This is a genomic window from Streptomyces sp. NPDC002851, from assembly GCF_053591935.1.
Genome location: NZ_JBSFUT010000039.1, coordinates 33,513 through 47,573, shown reverse-complemented (window position 1 = coordinate 47,573; position 14,061 = coordinate 33,513). Strand labels below are relative to the sequence as shown.

Below are 14,061 nucleotides of genomic sequence, written 5' to 3'. Positions count from 1 at the left end.
AGGTCGCTGGCGACCAGGACGCGAGGTGCGCGCGAGGTGGTCACTTGGCCGCCACCGCCTTGCCGTCCGCGCCCGTCGCGCCGCGCGTGTACTGCGGGTGGATCAACCCCACGCAGCTGTACGGCAGTTCCGCGACCTCCTCGACCGGGACGCCGCGCTGCTCCGCGAGCAGCCGTACGTGATCGAGGTCGGCCCCGGCGCCGCGGCGGGCGAGGATCTTCCAGGGGACCCGGCGGAGCAGCACCCGGGTGGTCTCGCCGACGCCCGGCTTGACCAGGTTCACATTGTGGATGCCGTACTCCTCGCTGATCCGCTCGACCGCGGCCCAGCCCTCCCAGCTCGGCTCCCGGCCCTCGGGCCCGGCCGCGAGGACCTCCTTGACCTGCCTGTCCACCGCATCCGTCACCTCGTCGAAGCGGTCCGCGACCGTGTCGAGGAAGTGCCCGGACAGGTCGCCGTCGGCGAGCTCGCGGTAGAACTTCGCGCCGTGGAAGTCGTCCGGTCCGACCAGGTCGGCGCGGAGCACCGTACGCGATATCAGGCCGGAGACCGTGGAGTTGAGGCAGGCGGACGGGATCAGGAAGTCCTCGCGGGTGCCGTAGGTGCGCACACAGGAGCCGGGGTCCGCGAGCACCGCGATCTCCGGGTCGAAGCCCTTCGCCCTACCGGCGGCCTGCTGGTCCTCGAATTCCCGGATCGCCTGGGCGAGTTCGCGGGTGATGGCGCCCTTGCCGGTCCAGCCGTCGACGAAGACCACATCGGTCGGGTCGTGGTGGGCGGCGAGCCAGCGCAGCGCGTTCGCGTCGATGCCACGGCCACGCACGATCGACACGGCGTAGTGCGGCAGCTCAAGACCGTGCCGGTACTGCGCCCAGCGCCGCATCAGGACGCCGACCGGGGTGCCCGCGCGGGCCAGGGAGACGAGCACCGGCCGCGGTGAACGCTCGGCGAGCACGGTCTCGGTGACCGTGCCGACGGCCTGCGCGATCCGCGCGGCGGAGGCGTCGAGCGCGGCGTGGAACAGGGCCTGGTACTGCTCGCTCGGCTGGTACTCGACCGGCAGCGACTCCGCGTAGTGCGCGCCGCCGCTCTGCACGGCCTCCTCGCGCTCCTCGGTGGGCGCTTCGAGGCGTACGTCCGAGAGGTCCTGAAGCAGCCAGCCGACCTCGTCCGGTGCGTACGAGGAGAAGGCGGGGCCGCGGAGGGGCTCGGGGAGCATGGTGCGCTCTTCCTGTGGTTCGGGGACGTACGAGGGGACGTACGAAGGCACGACGACGAGCAGGACGTGCCCGCACTGTTCCGCCAGACGGGCCAGCAGCCCGTCGGGGGCGTGCAGTTCGGGGGTGTCGGCGGCCGAGTCGACGACCGCCACGACGGTGTCGAAGCCGCCGCCCGCCACGTTGTACGCATAGCGCGGACCGGGTCCGTCGGACGGGTCGTCGTGCGCGGGGAAGGAAAGCCGACTGCGGATGGCGTAGCCGGGGTCGTCCACGGCGAGGACCGGTGAACGGGTCGTCGTCGAGTACCGCACCTCGGCCCCGGGCACCCGCTTCTCCAGGGCGACGGCGAGCCGCAGCGGCGCGTACATCAGCTCTTCGCAGCCGAGCACGAGCACCCGGCCGCCGCGCCGGGCCGCTTCGGGCAGGGCGGCCGCAAGGCGGTCCCCCATCGCGGGCAGGGCCGCGTCGAGCAGCCTCCGGTGCTGGGGCGTGAAGCCGTGCCGCCCGCCGTCCGGCAGACCTGCGGGCCAGCCGAGGTCGATCCGCGTGACGGAGTCTGAGCCGCCGCTTTCCCGGCGCGGCGCGGGCACCGGGGCGCCCTGCGTCGCGTACTCCTCATACTCCTCGACCAGCGCCTGTCCGCTCTCCAGAACGCCCTCCGGCAGCCGGACCGTGCCGCGCGCGGTCGCCACGAGGTCGACGCGGGCGCCGATCTCGCGGGCGAACTCCTCGATACGGGCACGGTCCTCGGCGGAGCGCATATCGACCAGGGCGACGATGACGTAGTGCTCGCGCGGAAAGCGCTCGTGCAGGGCGCGGATGGTGTTGAGGACCGTGTTGCCGGTGGAGAACTCGTCGTCGACCAGGACCAACGGGCCGTCCCCGGCGAGCAGTTCCGGGTCCTCGGGCAGCAGCAGATGCGAGGTCGCGTGCGAGTGGGACTCCTCGAAGCCGCCCGCCTGAGCGACGCCCGGGACCTTCCGGCGCGTGGAGTGCAGATACGGCGCCGCGCCGAGGCCGTCCGCGACCGAGTGGCCGAGGCCCGTGGCGGTCTCCGCGTAGCCGAGGACGACGGCGCGTGCGGCGTCAGCGTCGTTGTCCGAACCCAGCAGTTCGTACACCCGCCGTCCGAGGTCGTGCCCGCTCGCGTACACGGTCGAGGGGAGCTGCGGCACATGCTTGCCGAGGACGTTCGACACGAGCAGATGTGCTCGCTTGGGGTTGCGCCGCAGCGCGAGCCCGAGCAGTTCGCTCAGCTTGTCGTCGCCGGTGAGCTCGACCCCAAGGCGTTCACGGACCCAATTCCCGGACCACACCACGTCGTTCACAGTTCCTTACGTTCAGCCGGACAGACCGGCGGTGAGCAGCTCCACGAAGCCCGCGTCCTCGTTGGCCACGCCGAAGACACGGGCCCGCTGCAGGGTGCGCTCGGCCCAGGCGCGGTGCGGCTTCACCTCGTTCATCTTGTTCGTGTACGCGGACCGCAGCACTCCGCCGCCGTCCCGCTCGGGCCGCAGAATGTCCCGGGCGTCGCAGTACTCCTCGAGGCTGACCACCGACAGGGCGTGCACGGGCAGGACGTGCGAGGGGTGGATGCAGGTCTTGCCGAGCAGGCCGTTGGCCCGGTCCAGCTCGATCTCGCGGAGCAGCCCGTCCATGTCGTGCTCGATCAGCGCGGTGCGCAGCTCCTCGGCCCGGCCGAGGAAGGGGCTGGACCGCAGCTGCGGCTTGAACATCCGCTCGTGGACGCGGAAGTACTCCCACACCGGACCGGTCACGGTGAAGCCGGTGCCGTCGGCGCGGCCGAGCAGATTGACCACGTCCGCGATCACGGAGGCCACGATCTGTACGTCGTACGCCGTCATCGCGGGCCCGCGGCGCAGCCCGTACGCGGAGCAGAAGTCGGTGACGCCGAGGCGGAGCGCGAGCACCCGGTCGCGGTACTTGTCGACGGTGCGGGCGATACCGGCGAGGGTCTCGGCCCGGGTCTCCAGGTGGAGCAGCTCGGGGGACTCCAGGACCGGCATGGCGAAGAGCCGCCGCCCGCTCGCGGACTCGGCGGTGGTGACCGCCTCCAGGAACGCCACGCCCCGCTCCTCGGTGAACTTCGGCAGGACGAAGCCGGAGAGCAGCGCGGCGGCGGGGCCGAGGCGGCGCACCAGGTCGGGGATCTGCTCGGGGCGGCGCACGCGGACGAAGAGCAGCGGCAGGTCGGCGGGGGCGGCCCGCTCGGCGAGGGCGGTGAACTGGGCGACGAGGTTGGCCTCGGCGCCGCCCACGTCCGCGTCGTCGATGGAGTCCTCCAGGCAGACCACCATGGACACCACGCCGCGCCCGGCCTGCTTCACGATGTCCTCGGCGAGCCGGGGCCGGGTCGCCGGGCTGTAGAGGGTCGCTCCGAGGGCGACCGAGAGCAGGTCGGTCTCGGAGTCGGGGGTGAACTCCACAGGCTCGGTGTGGAACAAGCGGTTCCGTATCTCAGGCGCTAGGTGCCCGAAATGACGCATGAAACTCCCCCGAACAACAACTAAGACAACAAGGCGACCGGTTTCGAGGCATCTTGGGGCCTCTTGGGACCTCTCGAGACCTCTGGCTTGAGACCTACCGGAGACCGACTGGACGTGGCCGGTAATAGTACGCGCGGAACCCTGTCAAGAGTTCCCTGTGCCCATGAAATCCAGGTAACCCGGCGATGACCTCCACTCCCGCTCCTCGCTCGCTCCGCACCCGGTCCACGCTTGCGCGCCGGACCCGCGTTGTCCGGTAAGCGGCCGGGAAGGCAGGATGAGCCGCATGACGCACGCGATGCTGAAGGGGTCGAACGTCCCGCTGGAAGCGACGGCCGTACGGGCCGTACTGCACTGGACCCCGGGGCCGGCCGGCTCGGGGACCCCGGACATCGACGCGTCGGCACTGCTGCTCTCCGCCGAGGGCCGGGTCCGCTCGGACGCGGACTTCGTCTTCTACAACCAGCCCCGGCACCCCTCGGGAACGGTCTGGCGGCTCGGCAAGAAGCAGCTCGCGGACGGCCTGACCGACAGCGTCCAGACGGATCTCGCGGGCATGGACCGTGCGGTGCACCGGATCCTGATCGTCGCCTCGGCGGACGAGGTGCCGTTCGAGCGCGTACCCGCCCTCCGCATCTCGCTGTACGACGCGGCCGCGCCGGACGGCGATCCGTACGCGTACTTCGACGTGAAGCCGGAGACGGGCGCGGAGACCGCGCTCATCTGTGGCGAGCTGTACCGGCGCGGGGACACCTGGAAGTTCCGGGCCCTGGGTGAGGGGTACGTCAACGGGCTCGTGGGGCTTGCCACGGACTTCGGGATCTCCGTGGAGGAGGGCGCGGGCGAGGACGGGGCCGACGAGCAGCCCGCGGAGGACGTGGGCGCGCCCTCCGCCGTGTCCTCCGCCGTGCCGCCCGCCAGTTCCACGGCGGAGACCGTGCCGCATCAGCCTTTGGTCGCTCCGCCTCCGCCGTCGGCTCCGCCCGCGTACGGCTATCCGCAGCAGCCTCCGGCGGCACAGCCCGCGTACGGGTATCCGCAGCCGGTGTCTCCGGCGCCCGCGCCCTCGCCCGATCCGAACTTTCGACTGCCGCCGCAGGGGCCTCAGTTCATCGGGCGCTGACCCCGCACGGGCTCAATCGTTCGGTCACCGGCCGACGTTCGTCTTGTACCCCCTGCCCCACTGGAGCCCCCACCCGTACAACCGGTCCAGCTCTGCCTGGAAGCCGTAGACGAACTTCACCTCGCGGCGGACCGTGAGTTCGCCCTTGATGTTCTCGATGGAGATCACCGCGCACGAGCGGGCCTGTGGCGCCCGTTCGTCCAGGTCGATCTCGATCCTCGGGCCGCTGCTCGGATAGAGCGTCACCTTGGCGTGCGTGCGGTCGAAGGCCGGGGTCTGGTCGTAGATGTAGACGAAGACCAGGAGCCGTTTGATGGACTCGCGCTGGTCCAGGTTGATGTAGATCGTCTCGCCGGAGCCCGAGCCGAACCGGTCGTCGCCGCTGAGCTTCACATACGGCGGTGCGTTGAGGTCACCGAAGAAGCTGCCGAGCGGCTGGACGACCCCCTTCGCCCCGTCCGTCAGCTCATACAGGCAGCCCAGGTCCAGGTCGACGTTGACCACGCCCTGGGTGTGCGCCTGCACCACATCGGGCTGGAGCATCTTGAAGGGGTTGCGCAGCAGGCCGCCGCCCGGCTTGGAGCGGCCCTCGATGTCGGAGGTCCGCATCCGCCAGGAGAGGTTGACGCGCAGATTCCCGGTCACCGCCCCTTGCTTGGTGAGCGACACCGAAGGGTGCCGCTTGGTCAGCTCGATCGCGTTGCTCGCCGCGCTCCCCGAGTCGAACTGCGCGGCCCGCCCGCCCCCGAGCAGCGTGCCCTCGAACAGCCTGCCCCAGAAGGACATCCCGCCCCCCACTCTCGTCAGAACACCGTTCTCGTATCTCGTCTTCTGAAGGAAACAACCAGCGGGGCGGCCCGAGGCTTCCGCCTCCTGGCCGCCCCGCTCAGAGCGTTCCCGCAACCGACGCCGGGTCACACCCCGGACGTGACCTCAGTCTTCTCGCCGGGGCTCGGGCCGTTTCCGTTTCCCTCTTCCTCCGCCGCGAGCTTCTTGTTGCGGAGGACCGAGGAGAAGAAGGATCCGGCGATCAGGAGGACGCCGACGCCACCGGTGATGAGCTCGCTGATCTCGTACTGGATGGTGACGAGCAGGATCACGGCGAGGGCGCCGATCGCGTAGTGCGCGCCGTGCTCCAGGTAGACGTACTCGTCGAGGGTGCCCTGGCGGACCAGGTAGACGGTGAGCGACCGGACGTACATCGCGCCGACGCCGAGGCCCAGGGCCATCAGGACGATGTCGTTGGTGATGGCGAAGGCACCGATGACACCGTCGAAGGAGAAGGACGCGTCCAGGACCTCCAGGTAGAGGAACATGAAGAACGCGGCCTTACCCGCGAGGGCCACGGCCGAGACCGGCTTGCCCTTCTTCTTGGCCTCTTCCTCCAACTCGTGCTCGCGCTCCTCCTCTTCCTCCAGCTTGTCCTCGAAGTAGCCGGAGAGTCCGCCGACGATCAGATACGTGATGAGACCGGCGACGCCGGAGATCAGGACCGTTTCCGCCTTGTCGACGTGCAGGCCGCCGTGCTGGTGGGCGTTGGCGGCGAAGGTCATCGCGCTGACGAGCAGAACGATGAGCGCGATGCAGACCGACAGCATGTCGATCTTGCCGAGCTTGGCCAGGGGGCGCTCCAGCCAGCCGAGCCACTTGATGTCCCGGTCCTCGAAAATGAAGTCGAGGAAGATCATCAGCAGGAACATGCCACCGAAGGCGGCGATCGACGGGTGGGCGTCGGTCACCAGCTCCTGGTAGCGGTCCTTGTCGGACACGGCCAGGTCGACGGCCTCGATCGGGCCGAGACCGGCGCTGACGGCGACGATGACGACGGGGAAGACCAGCCGCATACCGAAGACGGCGATGAGCACACCGATCGTGAGGAAGATCTTCTGCCAGAAGGCATTCATCTTCTTCAGGATTCCGGCGTTGACGACCGCGTTGTCGAAGGACAGCGAGATCTCGAGGATGGACAGGATCGCTACGATCCCGAACGCCTTCCACCCCCCGATGAATACGGCTGCGACCAGTCCGAGCGCGGTGACCGCGAACGACCAGCCGAAGGTTTTCAGTACCACTGGCTACCCAATCGTTATGTACGGGGCTCCCCCGCGCCGCCGAGTACGGGTCTCCCCCGAGCCGCGCGCGGCTTTACGAAACATTGACTCCGAAGTCTAGAGCGATGCCTCGGAGACCCGACGCGTACCCCTGTCCTACGGCCCGGAACTTCCATTCGTCGTTATAGCGGTAGACCTCGCCGAAGATCATCGCCGTCTCGGTCGAGGCGTCCTCGGAGAGGTCGTACCGCGCCAGCTCCTGGCCGTCGGCCTGGTTGACCACGCGGATGAACGCGTTGCTGACCTGGCCGAAGGTCTGGCCGCGGTTGTCGGCCTCGTGGATGGAGACCGGGAAGACGATCTTGTCGACGTTGGCCGGGACCTTGGACAGGTCGACCAGAATCGACTCGTCGTCACCCTCGCCCTCACCGGTGAGGTTGTCACCGGTGTGCTCCACCGAACCGTCCGGGCTCGTGAGCTGGTTGTAGAAGATGAACCACTCGTCCCCGAGCACCCGCCCGGAGTTGCAGAGCAGGGCGCTGGCGTCCAGGTCGAAGGGGGCTCCGGTGGTGGAGCGGGCATCCCAGCCGAGCCCGACCATCACCTGTGCGAGGTTGGGTGCGGCTTTGGAGAGGGAGACATTGCCTCCCTTGGCGAGCGTGACGCCCATGTTCGTGGTCCTCCCCGAGGCGTGCGTGAACGTAAGAGGTGCTGCAAGGCGTCCGGCGCCGCACCAGTCAGTGCGGCGCCGGACGGTACGGTCCTGCGGCAGGAACTGCGGCAGGGCCTGCGGCCGGGTTCAGCGTCAGACGTTGACGCCGAAGTCCTGGGCGATGCCGCGCAGGCCGGAGGCGTACCCCTGGCCGATGGCGCGGAACTTCCACTCCTCGCCGTGCCGGTAGAGCTCGCCGAAGACCATCGCGGTCTCGGTCGAGGCGTCCTCGGAGAGGTCGTACCGGGCGATCTCCTGGCCGCCCGCCTGGTTCACGACGCGGATGAACGCGTTGCGCACCTGGCCGAACGACTGCTGGCGGTTCTCGGCGTCGTAGATCGACACCGGGAACACGATCTTGGCGACCTCGGCCGGGACGCCGGCGAGGTTCACCTTGATCTGCTCGTCGTCGCCCTCGCCCTCACCGGTGAGGTTGTCACCGGTGTGCTCCACCGAGCCGTCGGCGCTCTTCAGGTTGTTGAAGAAGACGAAGTTGGCGTCCGAGCTGACCTTGCCGTCCTCCTTCGTCAGGATGGCGCTGGCGTCGAGGTCGAAGTCCGTACCGGTGGTGGTACGGATGTCCCAGCCGAGCCCGACCGTTACCGCGGTCAGGCCGGGGGCCTCCTTCGTCAGCGAGACGTTGCCGCCCTTGCTGAGGCTGACTCCCACGAGTCCTCCAATGGTCTCCAGGGGCAGCGCCCCCGTCGTGCGTTGGTATCGGATCAACGACTGGATCCTAGTGACGGGTTCCCGGGTCAAACAGGCTTTTCGCCGCTGGCTCCCGGGTGTTTCCGTCCCGTCCGTTCAGCGCGCCCGAAGCGTCAGAGCGACTCGAGCGCCCTGACGTACTCGTTCAGGTCGCGCGCGTCCGGCAGCGCGTTGACGACGGTCCAGCGGACCACGCCGTCCTTGTCGATGATGAAGGTGCCGCGCACCGCGCAGCCCTTCTCCTCGTCGAAGACGCCGTACGCGCGCGACGCCTCGCCGTGCGGCCAGAAGTCCGAGAGCAGCGGGTACTCCAGGCCCTCCTGCTCGGCGAACACCCGCAGCGTGAACGGCGAGTCATTCGATACGGCGAGCAGCTGCACGTCGTCGTTGACGAACTTCGGCAGCTCGTCGCGGAGCGCGCAGAGCTCGCCGGTGCAGACCCCGGTGAAGGCGAACGGGTAGAAGAGCAGCACGACGTTCTTCTTGCCGCGGAAGTCCGAGAGCCGCACGGTCTCGCCGTGCTGGTTCTTCAGCTCGAAGTCCGGGGCCTTGGTGCCGGTCACGATGCCGTCGAGCGCCATGAGTGCGCATCCCTCCGTAGGGCTGTTCAGGTGCGGCACAGCCTACGAGAAGCAGTTGAGCCCCCGCCGACCAGTGTCGGAAGGGGCTCAAAAGGCTGCATGAAGGGGCTCAGCGCAAGGGGCTCAGCGCTTGGCGGACTTCGCCGCCTTCGGCGTGGCCAGGCGGCTGGCCGACCAGTCCTTGCCCGCGCTGACGCTCTTGCTCGCGGTCAGGCCGGCGGTAGAGGCGGCGTCGCTGATCTCGCTCGGCTCGACGTAGCCGTCACGCCCGGTCTTCGGGGTCAGCAGCAGGATCGGGCCGCCTTCCTCGATGTACGCGATGGCATCCACCAGCGCATCCGTCAGGTCCCCGTCGTCCTCGCGGAACCAGAGCACCACAGCATCGGCCACATCGTCGTAATCCTCGTCGACGAGCTCGCCATCGGTGCCGATGACCTCCTCGATGGCCTCGCGGAGCTCCATGTCGACGTCATCGTCGTAGCCGATCTCCTGGACCACCTGCCCGGGCTGGAAGCCCAGCCTTTCGGCCAGGCTCTTCTCCGCGTGGTCCGCGGTCGCGCTCACGGATTGCCTCCTGATCATGTCTTGGACGTTGTCTTCGGCCACGCGCGTACGCGAGGCACTGGCCGTAGTCCACACGTGCGGGGCGGATCGCGCAAGTACCCGGCCGTCGAGACCGCCGAAACGGTGACGTTCCTGGGTGTTTCCCGACCGGTCCAGCGGTACGCGGCTCGCCCCCGGGACGGAGACGGCGCCCGTTTTGCCGTCGATCGGTGATTCATCCCACACCCGGCGCGCGGCGTTCTGCCGCTTATGCCGGGGCGGCTCCGGGGGGCGCACGCAAGGATCCAGCCGCACGTCGGGGGCGTATCGTTGGTTTTTGCCCGAACTTCACGCCAGGCGCCCGCTGGAGGACTTGTCGTAGCGCCTCGGTTACCCCCCGGTACGGATGACGTTTCCCTGCGCGCGGTGGACCATTGGGACGACGGCGCAGGACTCCCGACAGCGAAGGAACAGCGTGGCTCCCGGATCCGATCGCAACCCGATCATCATTGGCGGCCTTCCCAGTCAGGTCCCGGACTTCGATCCCGATGAGACTCAGGAGTGGCTCGACTCCCTGGACGCGGCGGTCGACGAGCGCGGCCGCGAGCGCGCCCGCTACCTGATGCTCCGGCTGATCGAGCGAGCCCGCGAGAAGCGCGTCGCCGTGCCCGAGATGCGCAGCACGGACTACGTGAACACCATCGCGACCAGGGACGAGCCGTTCTTCCCGGGCAACGAGGAGATCGAGCGCAAGATCCTCAACGCGACCCGGTGGAACGCGGCGGTCATGGTCTCCCGGGCGCAGCGCCCCGGCATCGGCGTGGGCGGCCACATCGCGACCTTCGCCTCCTCGGCGTCCCTGTACGACGTGGGCTTCAACCACTTCTTCCGGGGCAAGGACGAGGGCGACGGCGGCGACCAGATCTTCTTCCAGGGGCACGCCTCGCCGGGCATCTACGCCCGCGCGTACCTTCTGGACCGCCTGAACGAGACGCAGTTGGACGGCTTCCGGCAGGAGAAGTCCAAGGCGCCCAACGGGCTTTCGTCCTATCCGCACCCACGGCTCATGCCGGACTTCTGGGAGTTCCCGACCGTCTCCATGGGCCTCGGCCCGCTCGGCGCGATCTACCAGGCCCGGATGAACCGGTACATGGAGGCGCGCGGCATCGCCGACACCTCCAAGTCGCACGTGTGGGCCTACCTCGGCGACGGCGAGATGGACGAGCCCGAGTCGCTCGGCCAGCTGTCCATCGCCGCCCGCGAGAGCCTGGACAACCTGACCTTCGTGGTCAACTGCAACCTCCAACGGCTCGACGGCCCGGTGCGCGGCAACGGCAAGATCATCCAGGAGCTGGAGTCGCAGTTCCGCGGCGCCGGCTGGAACGTCATCAAGCTGGTCTGGGACCGCTCCTGGGACCCGCTGCTCGCCCAGGACCGGGACGGCATCCTGGTCAACAAGCTGAACACCACGCCCGACGGCCAGTTCCAGACGTACGCCACCGAGACCGGCGCGTACATCCGCGACCACTTCTTCGGCGACGACCACCGGCTGCGCGCCATGGTCGAGAACATGACCGACGACCAGCTCCTGCACCTGGGGCGCGGCGGTCACGACCACAAGAAGATCTACGCGGCGTACGCGGCGGCCAAGGCGCACAAGGGCCAGCCGACGGTGATCCTCGCGCAGACCGTCAAGGGCTGGACGCTCGGCCCCAACTTCGAGGGCCGTAACGCGACCCACCAGATGAAGAAGCTGACGGTCGACGACCTCAAGCGCTTCCGCGACCGGCTGCACCTGCCGATCCCGGACAAGGAGCTGGAGGACGGGCTTCCGCCGTACTACCACCCCGGGCGGAACTCCGAGGAGATCCAGTACATGCACGACCGGCGCAAGGGCCTGGGCGGCTACACGCCGACCCGGGTGGTGCGCGCCAAGCCGCTACAGCTGCCGGACGACAAGGCGTACGCGGCCGTGCGCAAGGGTTCGGGGCAGCAGTCGATCGCCACGACGATGGCGTTCGTCCGGCTCCTGAAGGAGCTGATGCGGGACAAGGAGATCGGCAAGCGCTTCGTCCTGATCGCGCCGGACGAGTACCGCACCTTCGGTATGGACTCGTTCTTCCCGAGCGCCAAGATCTACAACCCGCTGGGCCAGCAGTACGAGTCGGTGGACCGTGAACTCCTGCTCGCCTACAAGGAGTCGCCGACCGGTCAGCTGCTGCACGACGGCATCACCGAGGCGGGCTGCACGGCCTCACTGATCGCCGCGGGTTCGGCATACGCCACGCACGGCGAGCCGCTCATCCCGGTCTACGTCTTCTACTCGATGTTCGGCTTCCAGCGCACCGGCGACCAGTTCTGGCAGATGGCCGACCAGTTGGCGCGCGGCTTCGTACTGGGTGCGACCGCCGGGCGTACGACCCTGACGGGTGAGGGTCTGCAGCACGCGGACGGCCACTCGCAGCTGCTCGCCTCGACCAACCCGGCCTGCATCGCGTACGACCCGGCCTTCGGCTTCGAGATCTCGCACATCGTCAAGGACGGCCTGCGCCGGATGTACGGCCCGACCGCCGACGGCAAGCCCGGCGAGGACGTCTTCTACTACCTCACGGTCTACAACGAGCCGGTCCAGCACCCGGCCGAGCCCGCCGATGTGGACGTGGAGGGCATCCTCAAGGGCATCCACCGGTTCAAGGCCGGCGAGGCGGGCACGATCCCGGCGCAGATCATGGCGTCCGGCGTGGCGGTGCCGTGGGCCCTGGAGGCGCAGAAGATCCTCGCCGACGAGTGGAACGTCAAGGCGGACGTCTGGTCGGCAACCTCCTGGAACGAACTGCGCCGCGAGGCGGTCGAGGTCGAGCGGCACAATCTGCTGCACCCCGAGGAGGAGCAGCAGGTCCCGTACGTCACACAGAAGTTGAGCGGCGCCGAGGGCCCGTTCGTGGCCGTCTCCGACTGGATGCGCTCGGTCCCGGACCAGATCTCGCGCTGGGTGCCGGGGCGGTACCAGTCGCTCGGCGCGGACGGCTTCGGCTTCGCAGACACGCGAGGCGCGGCCCGCCGCTTCTTCCACATCGACGCCCAGTCGATCGTGCTGGCCGTCCTGACGGAACTGGCTCAGGAGGGCAGGGTGGACCGGTCGGTGCTGAAGCAGGCGGTGGATCGGTATCAGCTGCTTGATGTGAGCGCGGCTGATCCGGGGGCTGCGGGGGGCGACGCGTAGGGCGGGGCCCGTGGAGGGGGCGCCCCCGCCCCCTCCCTCCCCGTCCCCCTCCCCGTTATTCGCGCCGCACGCCGCCCTTGGCTTTACCGGATGCATACGATCTTTATGCGATGCATACGATGCTGGCCATGTCCCACAAGCCCGAACAGCCTGAGTCCGCGCTCGCCCACTGGGAGCGCCGGACGCAGTCCTCCCTTCTGTCTCTGGCGATCGTCTTCGCCGTCGCGTATGCCGTGCCGATCGTGCAGCCGAAGGCGTCGGACCTCGTGACGTCCGTGTGCCATGTCATCAACTGGGTCGTGTGGGGCTGCTTCGCGCTGGACTATCTGATCCGCCTGGGCCTCGCGGAGCGGCGGATCAAGTTCGTGCGCGAGAACCCGCTGGCGCTGCTCGCGGTGGCGCTGCCGCTGGTGCAGCCGCTGCGGCTGCTCAAGCTGGTCTCGATGCTGCTGCTCGCGGGGCAGCGGGCCCGGATGGCGACGCAGGTACGGATCACGACGTATGTCGCCGGTTCGTGCCTCGGGTTGCTGATCTTCGGTGCCCTTGCGGTCCTCGAGGTGGAGCGCGACCACCCGGAGGCCACGATCCGCTCGCTCGAGGACGCGATCTGGTGGGCATTCACGACGATGACGACGGTCGGGTATGGGGACATGGCCCCGACCACGGGCTTGGGGCGGGTCCTCGCCATCGGTCTGATGCTGTCGGGTATCGCCCTCCTCGGTGTGGTGACGGCGAATATCGCGGCCTGGTTCATCGCGCGGTTCGAGAAGGACGACGCGGAGGAACGGCGGCAGACAGCGGCGATCGAGGCCCTGACGGAGGAAGTGCGATCCCTCAGGGCCCAGGTCGCCGCGCTGACCAGCGGGCCCGGGGCTTCCGAAGCTGCGGCTACGGAGGCTGCGGCTTCCGTGCCTGCGGCTTCGGCGGAGCCCGCTGGTTCTCCCAGGGATCCCGCTACCGCTCCCAGATCTTGAAGGCTCGAACGCGGTACGGCGAGCGCGGCAGCCACGTTCCGGAGCCGGGGTATGTGTCGAACTCGGCGGTCTCGGCGCACTCCGCGGACTGGTAGGTCGTGACGGGGCGGCCGGTGCGGTTGGCGAGGGCCTGCGCGCTGCTCCCCGCCGGCAGCGCGTGACAGCTCTCGATGTCGACGGACGTCAGGTCGTACGTGGTCCGGTCGCCTTTGTGGTCGGCGCGCTCCCAGAGGCAGAGTTCGCCGGGGTCACATCCGGCCCGGCCCGGTGGTGCCGCCGCGGCGGGTGTGGGCGTCAGGAATGCCGCGGTCAGGGCGGCGAGTGCGGCCAGGGTGGTCGCGGTGACGGGTGCGGGCACGGCGTTGAGCGTGTTCATAGCAACCTCCTTGTGGTGGCGGCCAGTTGGTGGCCTGTCGTGG

General features: G+C 69.0%; 12 protein-coding genes. 3 read left to right on the top strand and 9 right to left on the bottom strand.

The genetic code is table 11. The features are described 5' to 3' along the window. Window positions 1-40: 40 nt before the first annotated feature. Both ACWD10_RS31360 and ACWD10_RS31355 read right to left on the bottom strand, forming a co-directional pair. Complete coding sequence (locus tag ACWD10_RS31360) at window positions 41-2,548, bottom strand: phosphoribosyltransferase (RefSeq protein ID WP_451097044.1); 2,508 nt, start codon at window positions 2,546-2,548, stop codon at window positions 41-43. A gap of 12 nt (window positions 2,549-2,560) precedes the next feature. Next, entirely contained in the window at window positions 2,561-3,727 is a 1,167-nt protein-coding gene (locus ACWD10_RS31355; RefSeq protein ID WP_451097043.1) for an HpcH/HpaI aldolase/citrate lyase family protein, read from the bottom strand. Between the two features lie 286 nt (window positions 3,728-4,013). On the opposite strand from ACWD10_RS31355, the gene ACWD10_RS31350 reads away from it, so the two are divergent. Next, window positions 4,014-4,850 (top strand): TerD family protein, encoded by an 837-nt coding sequence (locus ACWD10_RS31350; RefSeq protein WP_451097042.1) that lies wholly within the window; start codon window positions 4,014-4,016, stop codon window positions 4,848-4,850. Window positions 4,851-4,874: 24 nt separating this feature from the next. Here ACWD10_RS31350 and ACWD10_RS31345 read toward each other — a convergent pair whose 3' ends face one another. From ACWD10_RS31345 to ACWD10_RS31320, 6 genes are all read right to left on the bottom strand, one after another. Beyond that, window positions 4,875-5,636, bottom strand: coding sequence for a TerD family protein (locus ACWD10_RS31345; RefSeq protein ID WP_451097041.1), 762 nt, complete (start codon window positions 5,634-5,636; stop codon window positions 4,875-4,877). A gap of 128 nt (window positions 5,637-5,764) precedes the next feature. Further along, window positions 5,765-6,922, bottom strand: a complete 1,158-nt coding sequence (locus ACWD10_RS31340) for a DUF475 domain-containing protein (protein ID WP_451097040.1) — start codon at window positions 6,920-6,922, stop codon at window positions 5,765-5,767. A gap of 73 nt (window positions 6,923-6,995) precedes the next feature. Continuing rightward, the gene (locus ACWD10_RS31335; RefSeq protein WP_451097039.1) at window positions 6,996-7,571 is read right to left on the bottom strand and encodes a TerD family protein; all 576 of its coding nucleotides are present in this window, start codon (window positions 7,569-7,571) and stop codon (window positions 6,996-6,998) included. Between the two features lie 135 nt (window positions 7,572-7,706). Continuing rightward, window positions 7,707-8,282, bottom strand: a complete 576-nt coding sequence (locus ACWD10_RS31330) for a TerD family protein (RefSeq protein ID WP_451097077.1) — start codon at window positions 8,280-8,282, stop codon at window positions 7,707-7,709. Between the two features lie 152 nt (window positions 8,283-8,434). Continuing rightward, window positions 8,435-8,902 carry a peroxiredoxin gene (locus ACWD10_RS31325; protein ID WP_451097038.1) on the bottom strand — a complete coding sequence of 156 codons (468 nt, stop codon included), beginning with the start codon at window positions 8,900-8,902 and terminating at the stop codon, window positions 8,435-8,437. A gap of 123 nt (window positions 8,903-9,025) precedes the next feature. Further along, on the bottom strand, window positions 9,026-9,466 hold the full coding sequence (locus tag ACWD10_RS31320) for a DUF3052 domain-containing protein (protein ID WP_451097037.1): 441 nt from the start codon (window positions 9,464-9,466) through the stop codon (window positions 9,026-9,028). A gap of 454 nt (window positions 9,467-9,920) precedes the next feature. Here ACWD10_RS31320 and aceE point away from each other — a divergent pair, with 454 nt between their 5' ends. Both aceE and ACWD10_RS31310 read left to right on the top strand, forming a co-directional pair. Then, window positions 9,921-12,668, top strand: a complete 2,748-nt coding sequence (aceE, locus tag ACWD10_RS31315; protein WP_451097036.1) for a pyruvate dehydrogenase (acetyl-transferring), homodimeric type — start codon at window positions 9,921-9,923, stop codon at window positions 12,666-12,668. A 128-nt stretch (window positions 12,669-12,796) separates the two neighbouring features. Continuing rightward, a complete protein-coding gene (locus tag ACWD10_RS31310; RefSeq protein WP_451097035.1) occupies window positions 12,797-13,642 on the top strand; it encodes a potassium channel family protein in 846 nt (281 codons plus the stop codon). Here the strand turns inward: ACWD10_RS31310 and ACWD10_RS31305 are convergent. Further along, window positions 13,623-14,018 (bottom strand): peptidase inhibitor family I36 protein, encoded by a 396-nt coding sequence (locus ACWD10_RS31305; RefSeq protein WP_451097034.1) that lies wholly within the window; start codon window positions 14,016-14,018, stop codon window positions 13,623-13,625. The genes ACWD10_RS31310 and ACWD10_RS31305 overlap by 20 nt on opposite strands. Between the last annotated feature and the right edge of the window lie 43 nt (window positions 14,019-14,061).

Bases quoted from the DNA above. Each gene is read 5' to 3' on its own strand.
- ACWD10_RS31355 (WP_451097043.1), bottom strand. From the start codon at position 3,727: ATGCGTCATTTCGGGCACCTAGCGCCTGAGATACGGAACCGCTTGTTC.
- ACWD10_RS31350 (WP_451097042.1), top strand. From the start codon at position 4,014: ATGACGCACGCGATGCTGAAGGGGTCGAACGTCCCGCTGGAAGCGACG.
- ACWD10_RS31345 (WP_451097041.1), bottom strand. From the start codon at position 5,636: ATGTCCTTCTGGGGCAGGCTGTTCGAGGGCACGCTGCTCGGGGGCGGG.
- ACWD10_RS31335 (WP_451097039.1), bottom strand. From the start codon at position 7,571: ATGGGCGTCACGCTCGCCAAGGGAGGCAATGTCTCCCTCTCCAAAGCC.
- ACWD10_RS31325 (WP_451097038.1), bottom strand. From the start codon at position 8,902: ATGGCGCTCGACGGCATCGTGACCGGCACCAAGGCCCCGGACTTCGAG.
- ACWD10_RS31310 (WP_451097035.1), top strand. From the start codon at position 12,797: ATGTCCCACAAGCCCGAACAGCCTGAGTCCGCGCTCGCCCACTGGGAG.
- ACWD10_RS31305 (WP_451097034.1), bottom strand. From the start codon at position 14,018: ATGAACACGCTCAACGCCGTGCCCGCACCCGTCACCGCGACCACCCTG.